20 protein-coding genes are annotated in these 17,748 nt (G+C 43.2%); 6 read left to right on the top strand and 14 right to left on the bottom strand.

The genetic code is table 11. The annotated features are described in order from the left end of the window. Nucleotides 1-14: 14 nt before the first annotated feature. Entirely contained in the window at nucleotides 15-584 is a 570-nt protein-coding gene (locus GJV22_RS02330; RefSeq protein WP_163708114.1) for a YceI family protein, read from the top strand. A gap of 256 nt (nucleotides 585-840) precedes the next feature. Beyond that, complete coding sequence (locus tag GJV22_RS02335; protein WP_163708119.1) at nucleotides 841-1,365, top strand: RBBP9/YdeN family alpha/beta hydrolase; 525 nt, start codon at nucleotides 841-843, stop codon at nucleotides 1,363-1,365. A gap of 122 nt (nucleotides 1,366-1,487) precedes the next feature. Here GJV22_RS02335 and GJV22_RS02340 read toward each other — a convergent pair whose 3' ends face one another. From GJV22_RS02340 to GJV22_RS02370, 7 genes are all read right to left on the bottom strand, one after another. Continuing rightward, nucleotides 1,488-2,162 carry a hypothetical protein gene (locus tag GJV22_RS02340; protein ID WP_163708121.1) on the bottom strand — a complete coding sequence of 225 codons (675 nt, stop codon included), beginning with the start codon at nucleotides 2,160-2,162 and terminating at the stop codon, nucleotides 1,488-1,490. Between the two features lie 373 nt (nucleotides 2,163-2,535). Beyond that, nucleotides 2,536-3,138, bottom strand: a complete 603-nt coding sequence (locus GJV22_RS02345) for a 2OG-Fe(II) oxygenase (protein WP_163708124.1) — start codon at nucleotides 3,136-3,138, stop codon at nucleotides 2,536-2,538. Nucleotides 3,139-3,229: 91 nt separating this feature from the next. Further along, nucleotides 3,230-3,772, bottom strand: coding sequence for a cysteine hydrolase family protein (locus GJV22_RS02350; protein ID WP_163708127.1), 543 nt, complete (start codon nucleotides 3,770-3,772; stop codon nucleotides 3,230-3,232). A 453-nt stretch (nucleotides 3,773-4,225) separates the two neighbouring features. Next, a complete protein-coding gene (locus GJV22_RS02355) occupies nucleotides 4,226-4,654 on the bottom strand; it encodes an apolipoprotein A1/A4/E family protein (RefSeq protein ID WP_163708132.1) in 429 nt (142 codons plus the stop codon). 201 nt (nucleotides 4,655-4,855) lie between these two features. Beyond that, the gene (locus GJV22_RS02360) at nucleotides 4,856-5,269 is read right to left on the bottom strand and encodes a response regulator (protein ID WP_163708135.1); all 414 of its coding nucleotides are present in this window, start codon (nucleotides 5,267-5,269) and stop codon (nucleotides 4,856-4,858) included. 85 nt (nucleotides 5,270-5,354) lie between these two features. Continuing rightward, nucleotides 5,355-6,722: a sigma-54-dependent transcriptional regulator gene (locus GJV22_RS02365; RefSeq protein WP_163708138.1), complete on the bottom strand. Its 1,368-nt coding sequence runs from the start codon at nucleotides 6,720-6,722 to the stop codon at nucleotides 5,355-5,357. Between the two features lie 18 nt (nucleotides 6,723-6,740). After that, a complete protein-coding gene (locus GJV22_RS02370) occupies nucleotides 6,741-9,179 on the bottom strand; it encodes a PAS domain-containing sensor histidine kinase (protein WP_163708141.1) in 2,439 nt (812 codons plus the stop codon). Between the two features lie 471 nt (nucleotides 9,180-9,650). Between GJV22_RS02370 and GJV22_RS02375 the strand changes: the two genes are divergently transcribed. Genes GJV22_RS02375 through GJV22_RS02385 form a run of 3 tightly spaced genes read left to right on the top strand, consistent with a single transcriptional unit; the run spans nucleotide 9,651 to nucleotide 10,227 of the window. Then, nucleotides 9,651-9,848, top strand: coding sequence for a hypothetical protein (locus tag GJV22_RS02375; protein WP_163708143.1), 198 nt, complete (start codon nucleotides 9,651-9,653; stop codon nucleotides 9,846-9,848). Between the two features lie 43 nt (nucleotides 9,849-9,891). Further along, nucleotides 9,892-10,077, top strand: a complete 186-nt coding sequence (locus GJV22_RS02380) for a CsbD family protein (RefSeq protein ID WP_163708146.1) — start codon at nucleotides 9,892-9,894, stop codon at nucleotides 10,075-10,077. A 3-nt stretch (nucleotides 10,078-10,080) separates the two neighbouring features. Continuing rightward, complete coding sequence (locus GJV22_RS02385; protein WP_163708149.1) at nucleotides 10,081-10,227, top strand: lmo0937 family membrane protein; 147 nt, start codon at nucleotides 10,081-10,083, stop codon at nucleotides 10,225-10,227. Between the two features lie 132 nt (nucleotides 10,228-10,359). On the opposite strand, the gene GJV22_RS02390 is transcribed toward GJV22_RS02385, so the two are convergent. From GJV22_RS02390 to GJV22_RS02400, 3 genes are all read right to left on the bottom strand, one after another. Then, nucleotides 10,360-10,647 carry a YdhR family protein gene (locus GJV22_RS02390; RefSeq protein WP_163708151.1) on the bottom strand — a complete coding sequence of 96 codons (288 nt, stop codon included), beginning with the start codon at nucleotides 10,645-10,647 and terminating at the stop codon, nucleotides 10,360-10,362. A gap of 162 nt (nucleotides 10,648-10,809) precedes the next feature. Further along, nucleotides 10,810-11,697, bottom strand: a complete 888-nt coding sequence (locus GJV22_RS02395) for a CHAD domain-containing protein (RefSeq protein WP_317168640.1) — start codon at nucleotides 11,695-11,697, stop codon at nucleotides 10,810-10,812. Between the two features lie 58 nt (nucleotides 11,698-11,755). Continuing rightward, on the bottom strand, nucleotides 11,756-12,934 hold the full coding sequence (locus tag GJV22_RS02400) for an MFS transporter (protein ID WP_163708157.1): 1,179 nt from the start codon (nucleotides 12,932-12,934) through the stop codon (nucleotides 11,756-11,758). 187 nt (nucleotides 12,935-13,121) lie between these two features. On the opposite strand from GJV22_RS02400, the gene GJV22_RS02405 reads away from it, so the two are divergent. Beyond that, nucleotides 13,122-15,080, top strand: coding sequence for a monovalent cation:proton antiporter family protein (locus GJV22_RS02405; protein ID WP_163708160.1), 1,959 nt, complete (start codon nucleotides 13,122-13,124; stop codon nucleotides 15,078-15,080). Nucleotides 15,081-15,153: 73 nt separating this feature from the next. On the opposite strand, the gene GJV22_RS02410 is transcribed toward GJV22_RS02405, so the two are convergent. From GJV22_RS02410 to GJV22_RS02425, 4 genes are all read right to left on the bottom strand, one after another. Then, entirely contained in the window at nucleotides 15,154-15,732 is a 579-nt protein-coding gene (locus GJV22_RS02410; RefSeq protein ID WP_163708162.1) for a DJ-1/PfpI family protein, read from the bottom strand. Between the two features lie 118 nt (nucleotides 15,733-15,850). Beyond that, nucleotides 15,851-16,273 (bottom strand): lipocalin-like domain-containing protein, encoded by a 423-nt coding sequence (locus GJV22_RS02415; RefSeq protein WP_163708165.1) that lies wholly within the window; start codon nucleotides 16,271-16,273, stop codon nucleotides 15,851-15,853. Nucleotides 16,274-16,558: 285 nt separating this feature from the next. Then, complete coding sequence (locus GJV22_RS02420) at nucleotides 16,559-17,122, bottom strand: cupin domain-containing protein (RefSeq protein WP_163708168.1); 564 nt, start codon at nucleotides 17,120-17,122, stop codon at nucleotides 16,559-16,561. A 28-nt stretch (nucleotides 17,123-17,150) separates the two neighbouring features. Beyond that, nucleotides 17,151-17,597, bottom strand: coding sequence for an ester cyclase (locus tag GJV22_RS02425; RefSeq protein WP_163708171.1), 447 nt, complete (start codon nucleotides 17,595-17,597; stop codon nucleotides 17,151-17,153). Nucleotides 17,598-17,748: the final 151 nt, after the last annotated feature.

The following is a 17,748-nucleotide window of genomic DNA, read 5'->3' on the forward strand; positions in this document are numbered from 1 at the left end:
AAAATCAATACAAAATGAAAACAGTAAAAGTATTATTAGCAGCTGTAGCTCTTACAATTGGTCTGGGTGTTCAAGCCCAAACATTAAAGGTTGATGCATCGAAAAGCACGATTACCTGGTTAGGAAAAAAAGTAACCGGAGAACACTCAGGTACTATTGAAGTAAAAAGTGGTGAATTGACTTTAGATGGCAATGCCATTGCCGGTGGTGAATTCGTTGTTGATATGACAAGTCTTAAAAACACCGACTTGACTGATCCGGAATGGAACGGCAAATTAATTGGTCACCTGAAATCAGACGATTTCTTCGGTGTTGAAACTTACCCGGAAGCGAAGTTGGTCATCACCAAAAAAGCAGCTTTCTCAGGAAACAAAGCAACTGTAACTGGAGACTTGACGATTAAAAGTACCACAAAACCTGTGACTTTTGACGTAACTCAGGACGGAAAAACTTACAAAGCAGAAATCACGATCGACCGTTCAGAATATGACATCCGTTATGGCTCGAACTCATTTTTCGATAACCTGGGAGATAAAGCCATCTACGACGATTTCTACCTGACCGTATCGCTGGTTTTAGAATAATCTGTTGACAAATAGAGAAAAGGGAAACCCCCGCAGGCCTGGCTTGCGGGGGTTAATTTTTTCAGAAAAGACGGTGTTTGACGCGAACGATTTTAAGTTTTCAATGGTAAAACTTTACGATATTGAAAAGAAATCTAACACGCGGCTTTGGCTGAAAATTATTTAGCATGTTTTGCTTATTTTGCAGCAGATGGCTCGCTTACCGAGTCTTTTGTTTGAACCGGAAAAAAGCGAAATTTAAAAAGACTTATTGAACATGAAATATTTTACACTACCAGGCTATGGCGGTTCATCAGCAGAACACTGGCAAACTTATTTTGAAAAGAGCTTGCCCAATTGCGAACGAATAGAACAAGCTGACTGGGATAAGCCCAACTGCGAGAAATGGGTGAAGACGTTAGAAACGAAGATTACCGCCTGCAAGGATGAGGAAATTATTTTAATTGCACATAGCTTGGGTTGCATCACTTTGGCCCATTGGGTGAACCGCTTTCAGAAAAAGGTGAAAGCGGCGTTACTCGTCGCCCCTCCGGATCTCGAAAATCAAAATCACGGCTTTCAAAGTTTCACACCTACCCCTTTAGACAGGTTACCGTTTAAAACGATTCTGGTAGCTAGTGATAATGACCCTTGGAGTACGAAAGAGCAGTCTGAGAAGCTGGCCCGGAATTGGGGAAGTCGTTTTATCTTGCTAGAAAATGCCGGACATGTCAATGCCGATTCTGGCTTCGGAAAATGGGAACAAGGCATTGAACTGGTCAACGAGCTATCAGCCGACTAGTCCAATTACATTCTTTATTCTGCATATTATATCAACCATTAATTGCAGGCTGTTTTTTGTTTTTATCTCACGATATCAAATGCAGGTTCCAATATCGATTTGCCAATAAAAGAGTAACCATTCTACAAATCCTCTTTTCTTAAAATCCGTTCCGCTTCAATTTGCCTGAAAATGTCGTGCATGGCTTCAACATACAGTTCCTCTCCCTTTTCCTGATCGTTGTGGAAGGGGTAAACAAACAATAACAGAGTTTGCACCCACGTGTCGAGATGTGCATTCCTGGTGTAAGTTGCCAGCAATTGTCCGCTGTTATCGTGAACGCCAACTTCAACAAAATAGTTATACCGATACCTAATCGGGACCACTGTCAAACTCATCGTGGAGACTAAAGTTCCAATTGAAAACTTAACGAACGAACTCTCCCTTTTAAACTTCATTTCGATGAAATAGTCACAGGAATCTTTCAACCGATCCAGTTCTTTATACCTCTCTGTATTATTCACATCAGCCGCTGTAATCGTCCAGGTTTGAAACAGATCGACATTGCTAAACTCGTTCATCGCGTCATTAAAAACTTCGTAAAAGCCATTCTGAAAAGGCGCTGTCAGCTTTGGGACAACATCGTAACCAAAAGCCTGCCGGGTATGGCTAAAAATGAACAAAACATTCACTTTCGCCAGATCTGCTTTCGCCAATGGAGGCTGATTGTAGAGTCCATCTATCGGTGACCGGAATGTAGCACATCCGTATAGGACCAAACCCAAAAGAAGTAGAATTAACCAGTTCGATGACTTCATAAAGGCCAAGGTATTAGTTTATTATGATTGGGTACGGTAAAAACCGTTTATTACTGTTTGTAAGCGGGTAGATAAATCATCTATTTAAATCATTCCATCGAGCATCAATTCTATTCCTGAAAATTCGGATTAGAATTCGTTTTGAGTAACTGGGGTCCATCACCTCTCAATCCATAGATACCCAAACTCAGTTAAAGATTAATTCTCTTTACTAATTTAACCATCAAAAGTTACAATGGGCTAAAGTCGTTAGAATCCCCAAATCGCGCATTCCCATATTTTCGTGGAAAACCAGCAAGCTGTTAAAACGTCAAATTTTATCGCTATGCCCCCGCTCTGTGTTAACAACCAATCTCTTGGTTGCTGCTTTTTACTATTTCAACCACCCTGTCACACTGTAACGATTTCGACCGGCAGGTAAAACCTCGTGCTCAATCAGCTCACTTTTAAAAATTACCGTTCTGCCTCCTTTGGGCAAAATGTGAACTTCCTGTTTATCCAAATAAAGAACAAGAGCTCCACCATCGTCTGCAGTCCAATCTTCATTCAGGTAAGTAACGACCGAGAACTTCCGGCTCTCATCATTCTTAAAGCGATCAAAATGGCGTTTGTAGAAATTCCCGCGTTCAAAGCAGGCATAATGAAATTCAAAATCCTGAATACCTGTAAAACAAGTCCGGTTCAGGTACTGGCTGAAATTATAAATCTGATTTACAAATGCGTTCTCCGCAACATGCTCTGACCGGTTATCAATCCAGTGAATCTTATCGGACCGAATTGCCCGCTCCTGTGCAAAAAGTGTATCCTTACCAATACCTGCTAACTTAAAATCCTCCTCGTCCAATAGCCGGATCAATTCTGCTTTTAAGCCGTTTAAAACTTCGGGGGTGAAAAGCCCGTCAACTACCGCATAATTATGCTCTACCAGACCATCAATAATGGCTTCGTAGCAATCGAAAATCTCCTCTGTTTCCATATCGTTTTACGTCTCTGAAAAAGAGACTGATCAAGAACATGGAATCAGGAAATAAGTTCGCGAATAAATCAAAAATAGTTGCTAAAGCTGCTTAATTCATTCCTGCCAGAAAATCGTTACAACTCATCGGGACAATTTTCCCTTTTGTCGGAGTTAATTCACTCCAAATCAGGTTGAAATAGTCGACCACTAAGCGGGCGGTTATTTGTGGACGGTTGGCCGTTGTATGTCCATCAGAAACAACGGTGATCTGATAGTCACGGGTTAAAGCAGATTTAACGGTTGCATCAACACAAAAATCGGTTGCACATCCGGTAATAACGAGCTCATCGACACCAAGATCTTCCAAACGCTGCTGAAGTGAGGTCTCATAAAAAGCATCGTTAGCCATTTTAGAAATAACCAGGTCATCAGGCAAACGGTTTAATTCCGGTAAAAGCTCCCACTCCGCCGTTCCCGGCAGACAGGTATTCTCCACCGAACCATCGTGCTGAATAAAGATCACCGGAAGCTTATTCTTCCTGAATTGACCTGAGAGCAGATTGATCCGTTCAATCACGCCTTCCGCATCGTGGCGCGATGTCATCGGGGTAAAAGAGATCTTTTGCATATCGATAATCACTAAAGCTTTCATTGTTCCAAATTTTGAATTACCCCCACCCATTTACAAAACAGATGCCAAATGACCTCCGAAGCAAGTGACAATAACTTATTAAGAACCGGTCTACTTTATTTTTGATTGCGCCCGCACGGCTCGGAGACTTTATTGAATCGTCTGGATTAACGCAAAAAAACCGCCAGCTCAATGTTGGTAAATTTCGATTGTTCAGTTAAATAATCCCTGTTTCCCTTATTTAACAAACACCAACACCTCACCGGCGGAACTAATTCTAATGTGAAGGCGACTGATCAGATCTGAAGCCCATCAATCGCCTGATATATGATTGTGCAATTCTCTACGTTTTAAGTTCTCTGATTCCAGGACTATGCCGAAACGTACATTTTTTCAGGCTGAAAAATTCCTTTTCGAACAGAAACTATTTCTTGTTATTTCGCTTCTCATCGCCTCCGGAAACAAAACTTCTTATTACTTCAGACTATCCTTAACTGTTTCGGTCACGTCTTCTACACCATCTTTGATGTCGTTGCCCATATCTTCCAATTTGTCACCGGCATCGTCAGTCCAGTCGTTCAACTTGTCGCGAAGATTTTGGCTTTCGCTTTTCATATTCTCCCAGGCTTCTTTTGTTTCATCACCAACGTCTTCACCGGCTGATTGAATTTCACCTCCAATTTCTTCGATGGCTTCGTCCAACTTGTCCAGCCGTTGCTCCATGTCAGCTAAATACTGAGGATCATCATTCGTCGCGTTATCTAGTTTTTGCTCCAAATCAGAAAGCTCTTCTTTGGCTTTGTCCAGATTCGATTTGGCACCTGACTGGCTACAAGCCGCCAGAACAAAGGTTGCTAATACAAAAGATGCTAAGGCTAATTTTAGGGTTGTTCTCGTTTTCATAACTCGTAATTTTTAGGGTTTAAAATTTATTCTTTGGTTTTGCTTGATCGGAATATGATGCCAAAAATCTAATTTCACAGAGGTCGTATCCCGAAGTCCTGATGAATCAAGGCTTTCAGAAGGCAAAAAAAAAGAGCCTGATGATTCAGACTCGTTGACAAACTATTTTTGACTTGTGGATTGTGGTACTCAAAGTGTGGATTAATTCTGCAGGTTGAGGTCATCCTTGATCAACAGTTCCAGAAACTCACTGGATAGGGGTTTCTCCAAATAAGCGTTCACAAAATGGTACTTCATCACCTTATCGCGATCCTCTTTGCTTTTGGACGATGTACACACATACACCTCCATCGTCTCCTTGACGCTTTTCAACTTTTCAAACTCTTTAAGAAACTCAAAACCATCCATTTCGGGCATATAGAGGTCTAACAGAATATAGTCCGGAAGATCTTTCTTTTTCAATTTCCTGAGATACTTTATTCCCTCCTGTCCATCCTTACAATGGATCAGGTAACCGGCGAGATCCTTGCGTTCAAGTATTGAGTTATAAACATTTACCATCTCCCTGTCATCATCGATAAAAACTACCGTTTTAAAATCCGAGTGTCTTACCATCAAATAGTCATTTTACCTATAGAATTCAATTTACATGCCGAAACTGAATTCTGAATGTTCAATAAATTCTTTTTCTTCGCGAGCCTCACAAATCAATATCGTAAAGCTTCATTTTATTGTACAACGTTTTCCGGTCAATGTTCAGGATCCGGGCAGCTTTGGATTTATTATAGCCGGCCTCCTGAATTGTTTTCATGATCAATTGCTTTTCAATTTCGGAGGAAGCGTTTTTCAACATCGACTCGGAGCGGTTAACCTTGACCTCAGCCACAGCCAGTTCTCCATTTTCCGGAAAAATGATCTCAACCGGTAAACAGCTTTTGTCAATGGTATCGCCGGTGGCCATTAAAACCGAACGTTTCACCACATTTCGCAGCTCGCGCAAATTACCGTACCAGGGATAATTCAACAGGATTTGTTCGGTTTCCCGGTCAAACCCGACAACCGAACGATTCAACTCTGTGTTGGCTTGCCGGATAAAATTGGAAACAAAAACCAGGATATCGTCTCCACGCTCCCGAATTGGCGGAAGCGAAAGCTTAAATTCATTCACCCGATGATATAAATCTTCGCGGAATGTACCTTCCTGCACTTCGTTGCTTAATTGCTCATTCGTAGCCGCAATAATCCGGATATCGACCTTTCGGCTTTTATCGTCGCCCACCCGGGAAACTTCGCGTTCCTGAATGGTACGTAACAGCTTAAGCTGAATTTCGTAAGTCAGGTTTCCGATTTCATCGAGAAACAAAGTTCCGCCGTCAGCTTTTTGAAAAACTCCTTCCTTGTCGACTACAGCACCGGTAAATGAACCCTTTACATGGCCAAATAATTCACTGTTCGCAATATCTTTGGGTATAGCGCCACAATCAATCGCAACAAAAGGTTTATCGCGGCGCAGGCTGTTATCATGTATAAAACGGGCAATATATTCCTTCCCGGTTCCTGTTTCCCCTTCAATAATAACCGACATATTGGTTGGCGCCACTTTCTTTGCCAGATCAACCACTTGCCGAATCCGGGGACTGTTGCCAATGATGAACTCACCATTCTTAAACGTTGAATCAGCAGCTTTTGAAGCTACCGTCTCTGCTTTCGGCTTTTTCAACAACTTCGCAATCAAACTAATTAATTCTTCCTGCTGAATTGGTTTGGTAATATAATCATCGGCTCCCATCTTCATCAGTTTCACAGCCATCCGCACATCAGCATAAGCAGTCATAATAATGACCGGAATATCCGGATTCATGGCTCGTACCTTTTGCAAAACCTCCAGTCCGCTGGAATCAGGCAACCGAAAATCGCACAGCACCAATTCGATCCCTTTGTTTTTAAAGATCTGTAGCGCACTTTGGGCTGAAAATGCTGTTTCGACCTGATATTTGTGATTTTTCAAATGCTTTTTTAAAATTTCACAAATGAATGAGTCATCATCAATGATCAATATTTTTCCCATCTATTGTATTATTATCTTTTATGAATTTAAGTACTCTTTACTAACTTCTTTTAATAGTTCGCTGACAGCGCCAACGGTTTCTTGCACCAGTTGCGGTATTTCTTTAAAATCACGCACCCTCAGAGCCAGATCTTCCAGTCGCTCCAACCGATCAACCAAGCTGTTCAATTTAAAAAAACGAAAGGAAGAAAGTGCTTTGTGGGCAGCTTCTCCAACCCCATCGAAATTTTGATTGGCTGTATCCTCTTCCAAACGCGTGAGCAACACCTCCGTATTATTTACGAAATTTTGGATCATCATGCTTACAAATTCCTGATCGCCATTCGCTGTTTGCTCAAGTTCTGAAATATCAAACACCGGATTGCCAATAACTTTTGCCGCCGACTGCACCTCCAAGCTCGGGGTATCATGCTTACTTTCAACCCCCAAGGCATTACACAATTTATAGTATAAGTCGATTTCTTTATACGGTTTGATCAAATAGTCATCAAATCCGGCTTTCAGGTATTTGGCCAAATCGCTCTGCAAAGCATTCGCGGTAACCGCCAATGTTGGTGTTTTATAATTAACCTGTTCACCAGACGAACGCAGGGCATGAATGATCTCCAAGCCGGTTTTCTCTGGCATATGAATATCGAGTAAAATGGAATCGAACCGGGTACTTTCAATCAAATTCAACGCGTCACCGCCATTTCTGGCGATTGCTAATTTGGTTCCCCAATTCCGGAGAATCATTTCAGCCAACAACAAGTTGTGATCATCATCGTCGGCAATAAGAATGTGCTTATCCTCCAGGTTCCGATCTTCCAGGTTGTACTTTTTCTTATCCTCTTTCAGAACGGCCTCAGCGGTTTTTTCAAAGGGTAGTTCAACGGTAAAAGTTGAACCAACATTCACTTTACTTTTAACCTTAATATTGCCCTTCAGCATTTCGACCAACCGCTTGCAAATACCCAGTCCCAATCCGGCACCGGTCCTTCGTCCGGGCGTACTGGCCGATCCTTGCTCGAATACATTGAATATATTGACCAACTCGGCAGAACTGATACCAACACCGGTATCTTCAACGATAAACTTCAATTCAACCCGTCGCTTCAGGTTTTTCTTTATTTGAGCCCGGAAAGTCACTTTCCCGCTTTCCGTATATTTAATGGCATTCACCAAGAGGTTCATCAGAATCTGCCTTAACCGAAACGGATCGCCCACAATCGCTTCCGGCAGTTTACTATCCGCAATCATTTCAAAAGCCAAGCCGTTTTCTTTGGCCTGAGCTTCAAACATCACGTTCAGGTCATTTAAAATATCCATCACCCGGAAGGGCACGTTTTCCAAATAAACTTTTCCCATACCCAGCTTAAAAAGAAAAACCACCTCGCCAACCAGGTACATTAAGTGATCAGATGCATTCTGAATGAGCTTTACAAAACGTTGCTGACCGTCATTCAGTTCCGTCTTAGCCAATTGTTCCGAAAAACCGACAATCGCGTTCAAGGGTGTTCGGATTTCATGGCTCATATTCGCGATAAAGATCGATTTGGCCTGATTCGCTTTCTGCGCTTCCTCCTTACTTTTAAGCAACTGCTCTTCAACCAGCTTATCGTTGGTCACATTCTGGGCAATCAAAATTCCGGCAACCGTTTTTCCATCGCTGTCTTTCAGCGGTGAGCCAACCAGGTAATAGATCTCGTCCCGAAACCGGACTTCACCTTCGGTTTTCTCGCCATTCAGCACTTTATTGTAAAAAGGATAAATCCGGCGAACCGTCCGTTTATCGTAAACTTCAAAAACAGTTTTCCCAACAAAATCGATATTGGTATAGTCGAACCGTTTCTTTTCTCCGCCTGCGGCAAACAAATACCGGTAGTCTTTATCGAACAGGTAAATATCGATCCCCGGCATATTCTCAAAAATAATCGACTGGTAATTTTCCAAATGAACCAATGGATTGTCCGGGCAACGCAGACAGGCCACATAATGTCCCTCCGCCGGATTGCTCAACTGCATATCCATAAAAAGACGGCAGTTTCTAATTTCGCCCAAACTGGAATTCAGACACAGCGTAATATCCTGACTGGATTTCTTTTCAATCGCTTCGCAAAACCAATCCTTAAACCGCAGAAAGTCGTCTTCACGCAAAATATCTTGTATAAACAGCCGCTGATCCAGCTGCGAATATTCCCGGTCCAAGTGACCATGCATGCCCGCATAATGCAGAATCTCAAAATCAGCATTAAAAATCCAGATGCTATCCTGCTTCCTGTTCTCCGAAACATAGGAAGAAGAAAACTCCGTATCATGCTTCAGTTTGCTGACCCTGATTTTATCGAGCTGTTGAGTCAACCAACCTTCCAGTTCTTCGAGTTCTACTGCTGATTTCCCTTCATCGGAAACGAACTTTTGAACAACTTCGGACAATTGGATTAGGGAAGAATGTAGATTCTCAGTCTGATTTGTCATACATCAGTTTTTGATTGTTTTGCCGGGCCAATTCAGGAGCCTCAATGCCAGGCTTCGTTATTTGCCGCCGGCAGGCTTTTGGGAAATGCTTAACGACAGAGTATTTTGCTCCCGCATTATTCTGTAAAGCACTTATAACAACAATGATTTCCTTAATATGTTATCGATCGCTTTCTAAATTTAACAAAAATCTCGGATAAGACCAGCAATATACGCCTGCAGCACGGAGCCATTAACATTTTCAATACAAATCGCCTCACAAACCCACCAATCGTGAATTTAAGTTCTTCACATTGAGGAAAAAACACCCCAACCCGGGGAGGCAGCAACAGCAGGCCGGTCAAACACAAGGCCCTAAAAAACATTCACCACAGTGTTCAAATTCAAACTCTTACAACGAACAAGGATTCCAAAAGAGATCTTTTGGCACAATTATGCCACTATACCTGGCAAACATTAAAACTGTTCGCTATGAAAATAATTGGATCAATACTTTTTATTGCCGGGTTTATCGGCATAGTCGTTTTCGGCATGCAGGCTCTCAACGACTCCGACAGCTTCAATCTGTTTGGACTCGACATTGCCTTTAGCAGTGCCAACTGGACGCCCCTGATCGCCAGTGGCTTTGTCGGCCTGATCGGGATTGTGCTTTACCAATTTAAACGATAGCCGGACCAAATCCTTCGAATTATTAACCCCAAAATATAAAATCATGAATAAATTAGAATTAAAAGGACAATGGAATGTTGTCAAAGGAAAACTGAAACAAAAGTACGGCGATTTAAGCGATGATGATCTGACTTATACCGAAGGTCAGGAAGATGAATTAATAGGTCGTCTTCAACGGGCTACCGGAAAAGCCAAGGAAGAGCTCATTGACGAAATCAATAAACTGTAGGCCATGAGATCAATTCTTTACCTCATTGCCGTCATTCTGATAATCGGCTGGCTGCTGGGTGTTTTTGTCTATTCGGTTGGACACCTGATTCATATCCTACTGGTGTTTGCGATCATCTCGATCTTAATCTCCTTCATTAAAGGACGATAAACGACGAATAGGCGCCTGACAAAGACATACAAGTCCGAATGAACCATTTTAAAAGTTCATTCGGACTTTTTTAGGCTCCAATAGCCCACCGCGAAAATCAAAGTTAGCAGGTATGCCGCCAAAGACATTCAATCAGTCTCGCAACTGAAAAAGAACATCTAAAATTTCAATATCGGGAGCTTCCAGTAACTCATAAGCTTCCGGAATACCCTTCGCCAATGCTGATTCCCGAAATGTTTGCAGCGATTCGTTCGAATCCCAAACATACACGCCGCCATAACGCCCGGCGTCATCCATCTTCACATAGTACTTCTGCACAAGTCCCGGAATGGCCTTAAACTGTGGTTCCCGGCCCTTGGCCCGTTTAATTAACTCGTCTTCTGAAAGTTTAGTTTTTAACCTTATAATCTGCAGAATCATAACAGCTTGTTTTCAATTTGACAATCTTGCTTTAGCCGTTTTCGGAAAGCTAATGTTTATAACGGGAAAAGGCGGGCTGTCGTTACGCTTCCAAAGTTCGCCAAAGCAGCTAAACAGAAGATGACAACCTGAAGCGTATCGTCCATGCAAAACACATTCAACTTATTTTCGCGACAGTTGTGCCGCATATTCCGCTCTCAGCTGTTGTATTTCCAACCGACTCGCTTCATGTTCGGCTGCAAGGCAAGCAATTATTTTGTCCAGTTCCGCGCTTTCCTGTCCCGATGCATTATCGGTGGCAAATTTCCGGATCGACTTCAGTAACTGACAGTAGTCATGCCAATGTCCGATTTGGTTAATCGCTGCGTCAAAAGTCTCATGCAGCTCATCCGGTTTTTCTTCATGCTTCAATTTCATGACAATCAATCGTACGTCGTGCGTAAGCTTCAACTGTTTTCGAATATCGTGGAGTGTCCGATCATCGGCAAACCAGTCTGTTTCGAGTAAATGCCGGATTCCCTCGGCAGCATAAAGTCCAGCCTCCCTGATCACCTCTTCATCCCCGAAATCGGCCAACTGTTGTATCAATACCGAGTCAAGCACATTCAGTTGTTCCAAATCAAATACCTGCAGCTGCTCAAGCAGTTGTTCGTTGGCACGTGTCTGTTGCTCCCCGAGATAAGTCACGTAAGAAACCAATGTGGGATTATCGTATTGCCCAATGATGTTCAGATTAATCTGCGCCTCCCGCACCTCTCCCGCTGCATCAAATAACTGAAAGAATAAAGCTAAATGTTCGTCTCTGTTCCACTTGCCATGACTTAATGCTTCGATTAACAGCCATGTTGTTCTCAGTTTCTTGATGCTCACTCTCAACTGGTGTAAATCTGACTTGCTATAACCTTCCCGGCATATTTCAAGGGACTTACAAAAGGAGGTCCGTAGATCGGTATAATGTTGCAATAAGCTATTTTCGCCCATTATAGATGTAACGGGGAAAATTACCCGTTCGTTACGCCTTCCGGGGACCAAAATGGGAGAATAGATCATCGGTGTCGCCGGGTCATCTCAGCCGGAAAATCAAGGTAGGCCTATTGCAGCCAATTCGTCATTCAACAGGTTTCGTTTTACGGCTTAAAGCAATCAAACCACCGATGGGCCCCAGGGCCAAAATCAAATAGATGCTGCTTGAATCGGTCATTCCGCGGATGGCACCAATGAGTTGGATGCTGACAATGGTTATCGTAAAACCGATGCAATTCACAATCGTCAGTGCTGTGCCTTTAATTTGCGGCTGTACATTGTGAGCCACCAAAGTTGAGAAAAGGGGTGAATCGGCCACCACCACCATGCCCCAAAAAAGGAGGAAAACAAGAAACACGAGATCGTGGTTGACCGCCAAAATGAAGGGTGAAACGATACAGCAAGCACAGGATAAAAACAAGGCAGCAAAGGCCGTTCGTTTTGTTCCCAATGATTGCGACAAATAGCCTCCCAGCACACAAGCCAGTCCTCCGGTTCCAATGATCAAAAACGACATCAACGGAACGCTGAATGTTGCATACACATGTAAATCACGGTATGTTTTCAACAATGCAGGAACGAAGGCCCAAAAGGCATAAAGTTCCCACATGTGTCCAAAGTAGCCAAATGCTGCACTCCGAAGACTGCCATTGTTAAACACCTTGAAAAATGCAGAGAAATCCAAACTCACTCCGGACTTGCGATAGGGACCGTTGGGCACCAGGAGAAGCATAAGTGCACCACCCAACAAAGCCAGCACCGAGGTCGCAAGTAGAACAATCTCCCAGGGCAAAAAACCGGTCATATCCTTTAACAAATGAGGAAAGGCAGTTCCCACCACCAATGCTCCGACTAAGAAGCCAAGCGATTTCCCCAATCCTTTTTCGTAGTAATCGGCAGCGATCTTCATCCCCACCGGGTAAATTCCAGCCAGAAAGAATCCGGTGATAAAACGCAGGGTGAGCAGGCTAATAAAACCATTTCCTTCCCAAATAACACCGGCATTGAATAAAGCCCCCAACAAAGCACTTACGAAAAACACCTTCGACGGCGAAAAACGATCCGCAATGGTGAGAACGGCGAAGGTCAACGTACCAACAATGAAGCCGAACTGAATGGCCGAAGTTAAATGTCCCACAGCTGTTGCCGGCAGATCGAAGTTGCTCACCAGATCGCTCATCACGCCATTTCCGGCAAACCAGAGCGACGTGCAACAAAACTGAGAAAGCACGATTACAGGCAGAATTCGTTTCGGATGTTCCATCGACAGGCTTTCGCTACTTCAATAATAAGCGCTAACCGGCTTCGATTGTTTTCGCAAATCGAAGAACAAGTGAAATTACCAAACATTTCAGCGGTCCTCTCCGAAAGTTTTTCACTCCGGGAAATAGTCGCAAAACATGTTTTTTGTTTATTTAAACTGTAAAAGGTATCTTAGAAAAAAGATCCTAATGCTACAATTGTTGCAATTCGAACATTTCCTCTTTTTCCTCCTGGCTTTCCTTTGGATTGTCATCGGGAGTTTTCATGTAGCAAAATACTTTCAGAAGATCAAACTCCCTTTGATTACAGGCTTTTTGATTTCCGGGGTTATTGCCGGGCCTTTTTTCCTGGAGTTGGTTTCCGACGAGTCCTTTCCCAACCTTCAAATCGTCAATGAATTTTCACTTTCCTATATTGCCTTTGCGGCAGGTGTGGAGCTTTACCTGAAAGAAATTCGCAGCAGCCTGAAAAGTATTCTCTGGAATACATTTGGACAGTTGGTGGTCACCTTTGGGGTCGCTGTATCTGCCATCGTGTTGCTGGCGCCGGTTATTCCGTTTCTGGCCGAATTACCGCCCAACAGTGTTCTGGCTGTTGCCTTGCTAACCGGTACCATTTTTGTCGCCCGTTCACCCTCATCGGCTATCGCCATCATCAACGAGATGCGTGCCAAAGGGCGATTTACAAAAACAGCGATTAGTGTCACGGTTATCAAAGATGTGCTGGTCATTCTGTTGTTCGCCATTTGCCTGTCGGTGGCCAACACCCTGGTGAAAGGAATTGAATTAAGCTATTTCTTCCTTGTCGAACTGGTTGTTGAGCTTTCGGCCACCTTCGCAATGGGGATCTTTTCATCGAAAGTCATCCAATACCTGTTTTCCTTTAAACTGCATCAGTCCTTTAAAATCGCAATTCTACTGGGCTTTGGGTATTTAATCTATCCGCTGTCACACCTGATCCACCGGTTAAGCGAACAATACCTGCCTTTCGAAATACTGATTGAACCATTATTGGTCTGCATCACCATCAGTTTTGTGATTGTGAATTACACCAATCTGCGGATTGAATTTCAAACCGTTGTTGAAAAGATCGGTCCGGCCATTTATGCGGCGTTCTTCACGCTGGCCGGTGCAATGATGTCGCTCGACATTTTAGCATACACCTGGAAAATAGCCTTGTTGTTTTTTGTCATCCGCTTAGTTGGCATGATGGGAGGAGCCTGGTTAGGCGGGACCATTGCCGGCGATCCCAAAATATTCAGACGAATAGGCTGGATGCCTTATGTCACCCAGGCAGGCGTTAGTTTGGCGCTCGTTATGGTTGTTGACAATGCCTTTCCGGCGTGGGGAAACGAATTAGCGACCATCATTATTGCTGTCATCATTGTCAACCAGCTCATTGGTCCCCCCTTGTTTAAATGGGCAATCAAACGGGTCGGCGAGAACCGCAACCTGGCCAAAGATCATTACGATCATTCACACCGGGTCATCATTTTTGGTTACGAAAACCAATCGGTGGCCTTATCCAACGAGCTACTCAAGAACAAGTGGAAGGTCACCATCGCGACCCGCAAACCGAAGGAAGTGGTCGATGATATTCCCGGCGTTAAGACAATCCACATCAAAGGATTGCAGGAGGAAACCCTGAAAAACTTAAACCTGAGGGAATACGATACTTTGGTTTTGCTGCATTCCGATCATGGCAATTATAAGATTTGCGAATGGGTGTATGAGCATATCGGGAAAAAGGTCGTCATTGTGCGACTGTCGGACCGCAAAAACCTGAAGAAGTTCTACGAACTGGGCGCTTTGGTGATCGATCCGGCCACGGCATTTGTTAACCTGCTGCAGCACTTTGTTCGTTCACCATTGGCAACTTCCCTGTTAATGGGCATGGAACCCGATAAGGATACGCTCGACGTGACCGTTGAAGATGAAAGTCTGTTTGGCGTTGCTTTGCGAAACCTTCGCTTACCGGTCGATGTGTTGATCCTCTCGGTCGAACGCAACGGGAACATCATTATCACACATGGTTATACCCGCTTACGCAAAGGCGATGTGGTAACTGTTGTTGGATCGGTGGAAAGCCTGCAAAAAGTAGCCTTGCAGTTCGAATCTCTTGAACTGGAAAAGAATAACTACCGATAAGCTTTGGCTCGGCTTTACCCAATTGACGAATAGACTTCTTAGCTACTTTTAATTGGTCAACTTTCCGGAAAGCTTACTGGAAACCCATTAATTGGCGAACGTGATCCGCATTTGCCTTTGAGGTCAGTAACTCTAACAACAACAGCGCAACATCGACTGCGGTCGATGGGTTCCAGGATGTAATCAGCTGATCATCCATGACAATTGGCTGATGGATTACTTCGACACCAAACCCCTGCAATGCTTCCCGACGAACTGGATTATTGTAGGTTGTCCCTTTTTTACCTTTCAACACACCACTCTTTCCCATGGGTAACGCGCCAACACAAATCGAAGCAATCAATTTATTGTTCGCCCGAAATCCCCGAATTAAATCAAGAAATTTTTCATTGTAAGCATCTTCGTAAAATCCATAAACCTCAAATCCTCCGGGAATAGCCAGAGCATCAAAATCGTTTACATTGATCTCATCAATTTGGTAATCGACGATAAACCGTTGATTAAAGGAACTTTTAATTTCCTTTTTTAAGGCACAGGTAAACAGTTCGGTGGTACAATCACCTTCAACAAGGTTCCAGCCAATAACATCAATAAATACACAGGCTTCGAATGTTTCGAAGCCATCGGCTAATAACAACAGTACTTTTTTCATTTTAAATCAGCTTCTAATTTTATCGTGATGAAGTTTTAAGTTAGCTGGAAAGACTCGTATTGGACAATCGGGGTAACCGAAAAGCGGCTGGGATGCTTATTAGTCGTCCAGCTGCCTTTCACCGTTTCCAAACTAATTTGTGACGACTCGATCCAATGACATCAGTGCTCAATATCAGCCTGTCATCTTTGAATTCGTAAGATCGAACCTGATTTTGACCAACCCAATTAGGAAAAGAACTGATGGCTATTCGGTGAATCACTTGGTTCGAATTCGGATGAACGTCATAAGTCCCACAATAAGCAATAAACCCGGTGTAAGCATCAATCATCTCATCCGGTTGGGCTTGAAGCAAATCTTCGGAATGAAATTCAGGCCGGTTATTTTTCATGATTTGAACGGCCATGTCACCTCGCTCATCATAGGTAATCCGTCCGATTACATCCTCGCCAAAGGGAAATACGATTTCCCCATTCGCTAACTCGGCGGTCCACTCCTGCAATTGCCAGGAACCAAGAAGTTTCTCAATCGATTTTTCCATGTTGTCTATGTTTATCATTTTATTGCCTGAGCCTTTTAATCCTTTTGAAATAACGATCCGATTCGCTTATAACTTGCAAAACTCAAGATAAAGCAAATTGAACAAAACAGCCCTTTGAATGGCGCCTTATTTTTGCGCCATACGACCGGCCGCATGTTACGCCGAAGATTGTCAATGGACGGACAGGCTCCTTCCACCCTGATCGTTATCGGGACACCAAGCTTTGCGCGGCACAGGGTCAGACGCTTGATTGTTGTCCGTTCGCGCTCCATGTGATTCTGTTTCTTAGTCTGCTTTCAACGGCGGCCCAACAACTTCCATGTCATGGTTTTTAAATACCGTTTTTATTTCCTCTAATGTTGGCGGAGAAGTCCATGCGTCGGTAGTTTTAAAAAAATCTTCCATCTTCCCGGCTGGCATATATGCAACAATCACTTTGCCCTTTTCTGTTAATTGCACAAAAGCGTGTTGCACGTTTCGTGGCAGAAAAATAGTATCACCTGGTTTCATCAGGTATTTTTCATCGCCAACCTGAAAAAGATATTCGCCTTCGATGATGTAAAAAAACTCATCTTGATAAAGGTGAATATGTAACGGGGGGCCTCCTTTGGGTGTGAACCCGTTTTGTTCGAAAACGGCTAATCCGCCGTCGGTATCCTTTGCCGATATTTTAACATCTAAAACGTTTAGCGTAACACCCTTCATTTTATAATGTATGCCAGATCGTGCTTCACCTGAATTTACTTTAAAACCGTTATTTGTTGCAGTCATGATTTTAGAGGTTAGTTTCGCAAAAAGAGTTAATGGCAATATGGCCAGAGATGTCAGTAAGAATTTTCGACGTATCATGATCTTCGCTCCGTATTCAGGGTTAAAGTTACCGGTTTAACAAACGAATTAATTTCATGATAAGCGCTGGAGGTGGTTTCATTCCCAGTTGTTCCATCAGTCCTAAACGATCAGGAACACCCCAATGCTCGACAAGCTTTCCGTCCCTAAATTTCATGATATCAATAACCGTAATTTCAAATGTCTTGCCGGATGGCGGTAAAGGCCCAAATTGCCCTTTATGGGTCCCCCGGCCCGTCATACGTCCCCACACCATATCCCCGTTACTAATTATATCTTCGATCGTCAGGGAGAAATCCGGAAATGCGTTGTGCAAACTTGTTATTGCTTTTTTAACCCCTTCGGCATTGGGAGGTACCATACCGCTTTGGTTTTCGATAAAATCGGGTGAAACATAGCTGTCAAATACTGTTGTATCACCCTCGCTAAATCCCGTCACAATGAAAATTCTGAAAAGCTCTTCATTTGTTTTCATATCGGTATTTGTTAACGTTTTGTCTTCCTGAATTACCTCAGGTTTAGACACAACAATAACAAATAACTCCGGTTAAAGTTATTAGCCCGGGTAAGGTGGAAATATCAACTGACACAGTTATTTGAACACTCTCTGAACATTACCTCAACAT

This window comes from Mangrovibacterium lignilyticum (genome assembly GCF_010882175.1).
GTDB classification, from domain to species: Bacteria; Bacteroidota; Bacteroidia; order Bacteroidales; family Prolixibacteraceae; genus Mangrovibacterium; species Mangrovibacterium lignilyticum.

Bases quoted from the DNA above. Each gene is read 5' to 3' on its own strand.
- GJV22_RS02330 (WP_163708114.1), top strand. From the start codon at position 15: ATGAAAACAGTAAAAGTATTATTAGCAGCTGTAGCTCTTACAATTGGT.
- GJV22_RS02335 (WP_163708119.1), top strand. From the start codon at position 841: ATGAAATATTTTACACTACCAGGCTATGGCGGTTCATCAGCAGAACAC.
- GJV22_RS02340 (WP_163708121.1), bottom strand. From the start codon at position 2,162: ATGAAGTCATCGAACTGGTTAATTCTACTTCTTTTGGGTTTGGTCCTA.
- GJV22_RS02345 (WP_163708124.1), bottom strand. From the start codon at position 3,138: ATGGAAACAGAGGAGATTTTCGATTGCTACGAAGCCATTATTGATGGT.
- GJV22_RS02350 (WP_163708127.1), bottom strand. From the start codon at position 3,772: ATGAAAGCTTTAGTGATTATCGATATGCAAAAGATCTCTTTTACCCCG.
- GJV22_RS02355 (WP_163708132.1), bottom strand. From the start codon at position 4,654: ATGAAAACGAGAACAACCCTAAAATTAGCCTTAGCATCTTTTGTATTA.
- GJV22_RS02360 (WP_163708135.1), bottom strand. From the start codon at position 5,269: ATGGTAAGACACTCGGATTTTAAAACGGTAGTTTTTATCGATGATGAC.
- GJV22_RS02365 (WP_163708138.1), bottom strand. From the start codon at position 6,722: ATGGGAAAAATATTGATCATTGATGATGACTCATTCATTTGTGAAATT.
- GJV22_RS02370 (WP_163708141.1), bottom strand. From the start codon at position 9,179: ATGACAAATCAGACTGAGAATCTACATTCTTCCCTAATCCAATTGTCC.
- GJV22_RS02375 (WP_163708143.1), top strand. From the start codon at position 9,651: ATGAAAATAATTGGATCAATACTTTTTATTGCCGGGTTTATCGGCATA.
- GJV22_RS02380 (WP_163708146.1), top strand. From the start codon at position 9,892: ATGAATAAATTAGAATTAAAAGGACAATGGAATGTTGTCAAAGGAAAA.
- GJV22_RS02385 (WP_163708149.1), top strand. From the start codon at position 10,081: ATGAGATCAATTCTTTACCTCATTGCCGTCATTCTGATAATCGGCTGG.
- GJV22_RS02390 (WP_163708151.1), bottom strand. From the start codon at position 10,647: ATGATTCTGCAGATTATAAGGTTAAAAACTAAACTTTCAGAAGACGAG.
- GJV22_RS02395 (WP_317168640.1), bottom strand. From the start codon at position 11,697: ATGATCTATTCTCCCATTTTGGTCCCCGGAAGGCGTAACGAACGGGTA.
- GJV22_RS02400 (WP_163708157.1), bottom strand. From the start codon at position 12,934: ATGGAACATCCGAAACGAATTCTGCCTGTAATCGTGCTTTCTCAGTTT.
- GJV22_RS02405 (WP_163708160.1), top strand. From the start codon at position 13,122: ATGCTACAATTGTTGCAATTCGAACATTTCCTCTTTTTCCTCCTGGCT.
- GJV22_RS02410 (WP_163708162.1), bottom strand. From the start codon at position 15,732: ATGAAAAAAGTACTGTTGTTATTAGCCGATGGCTTCGAAACATTCGAA.
- GJV22_RS02415 (WP_163708165.1), bottom strand. From the start codon at position 16,273: ATGGAAAAATCGATTGAGAAACTTCTTGGTTCCTGGCAATTGCAGGAG.
- GJV22_RS02420 (WP_163708168.1), bottom strand. From the start codon at position 17,122: ATGATACGTCGAAAATTCTTACTGACATCTCTGGCCATATTGCCATTA.
- GJV22_RS02425 (WP_163708171.1), bottom strand. From the start codon at position 17,597: ATGAAAACAAATGAAGAGCTTTTCAGAATTTTCATTGTGACGGGATTT.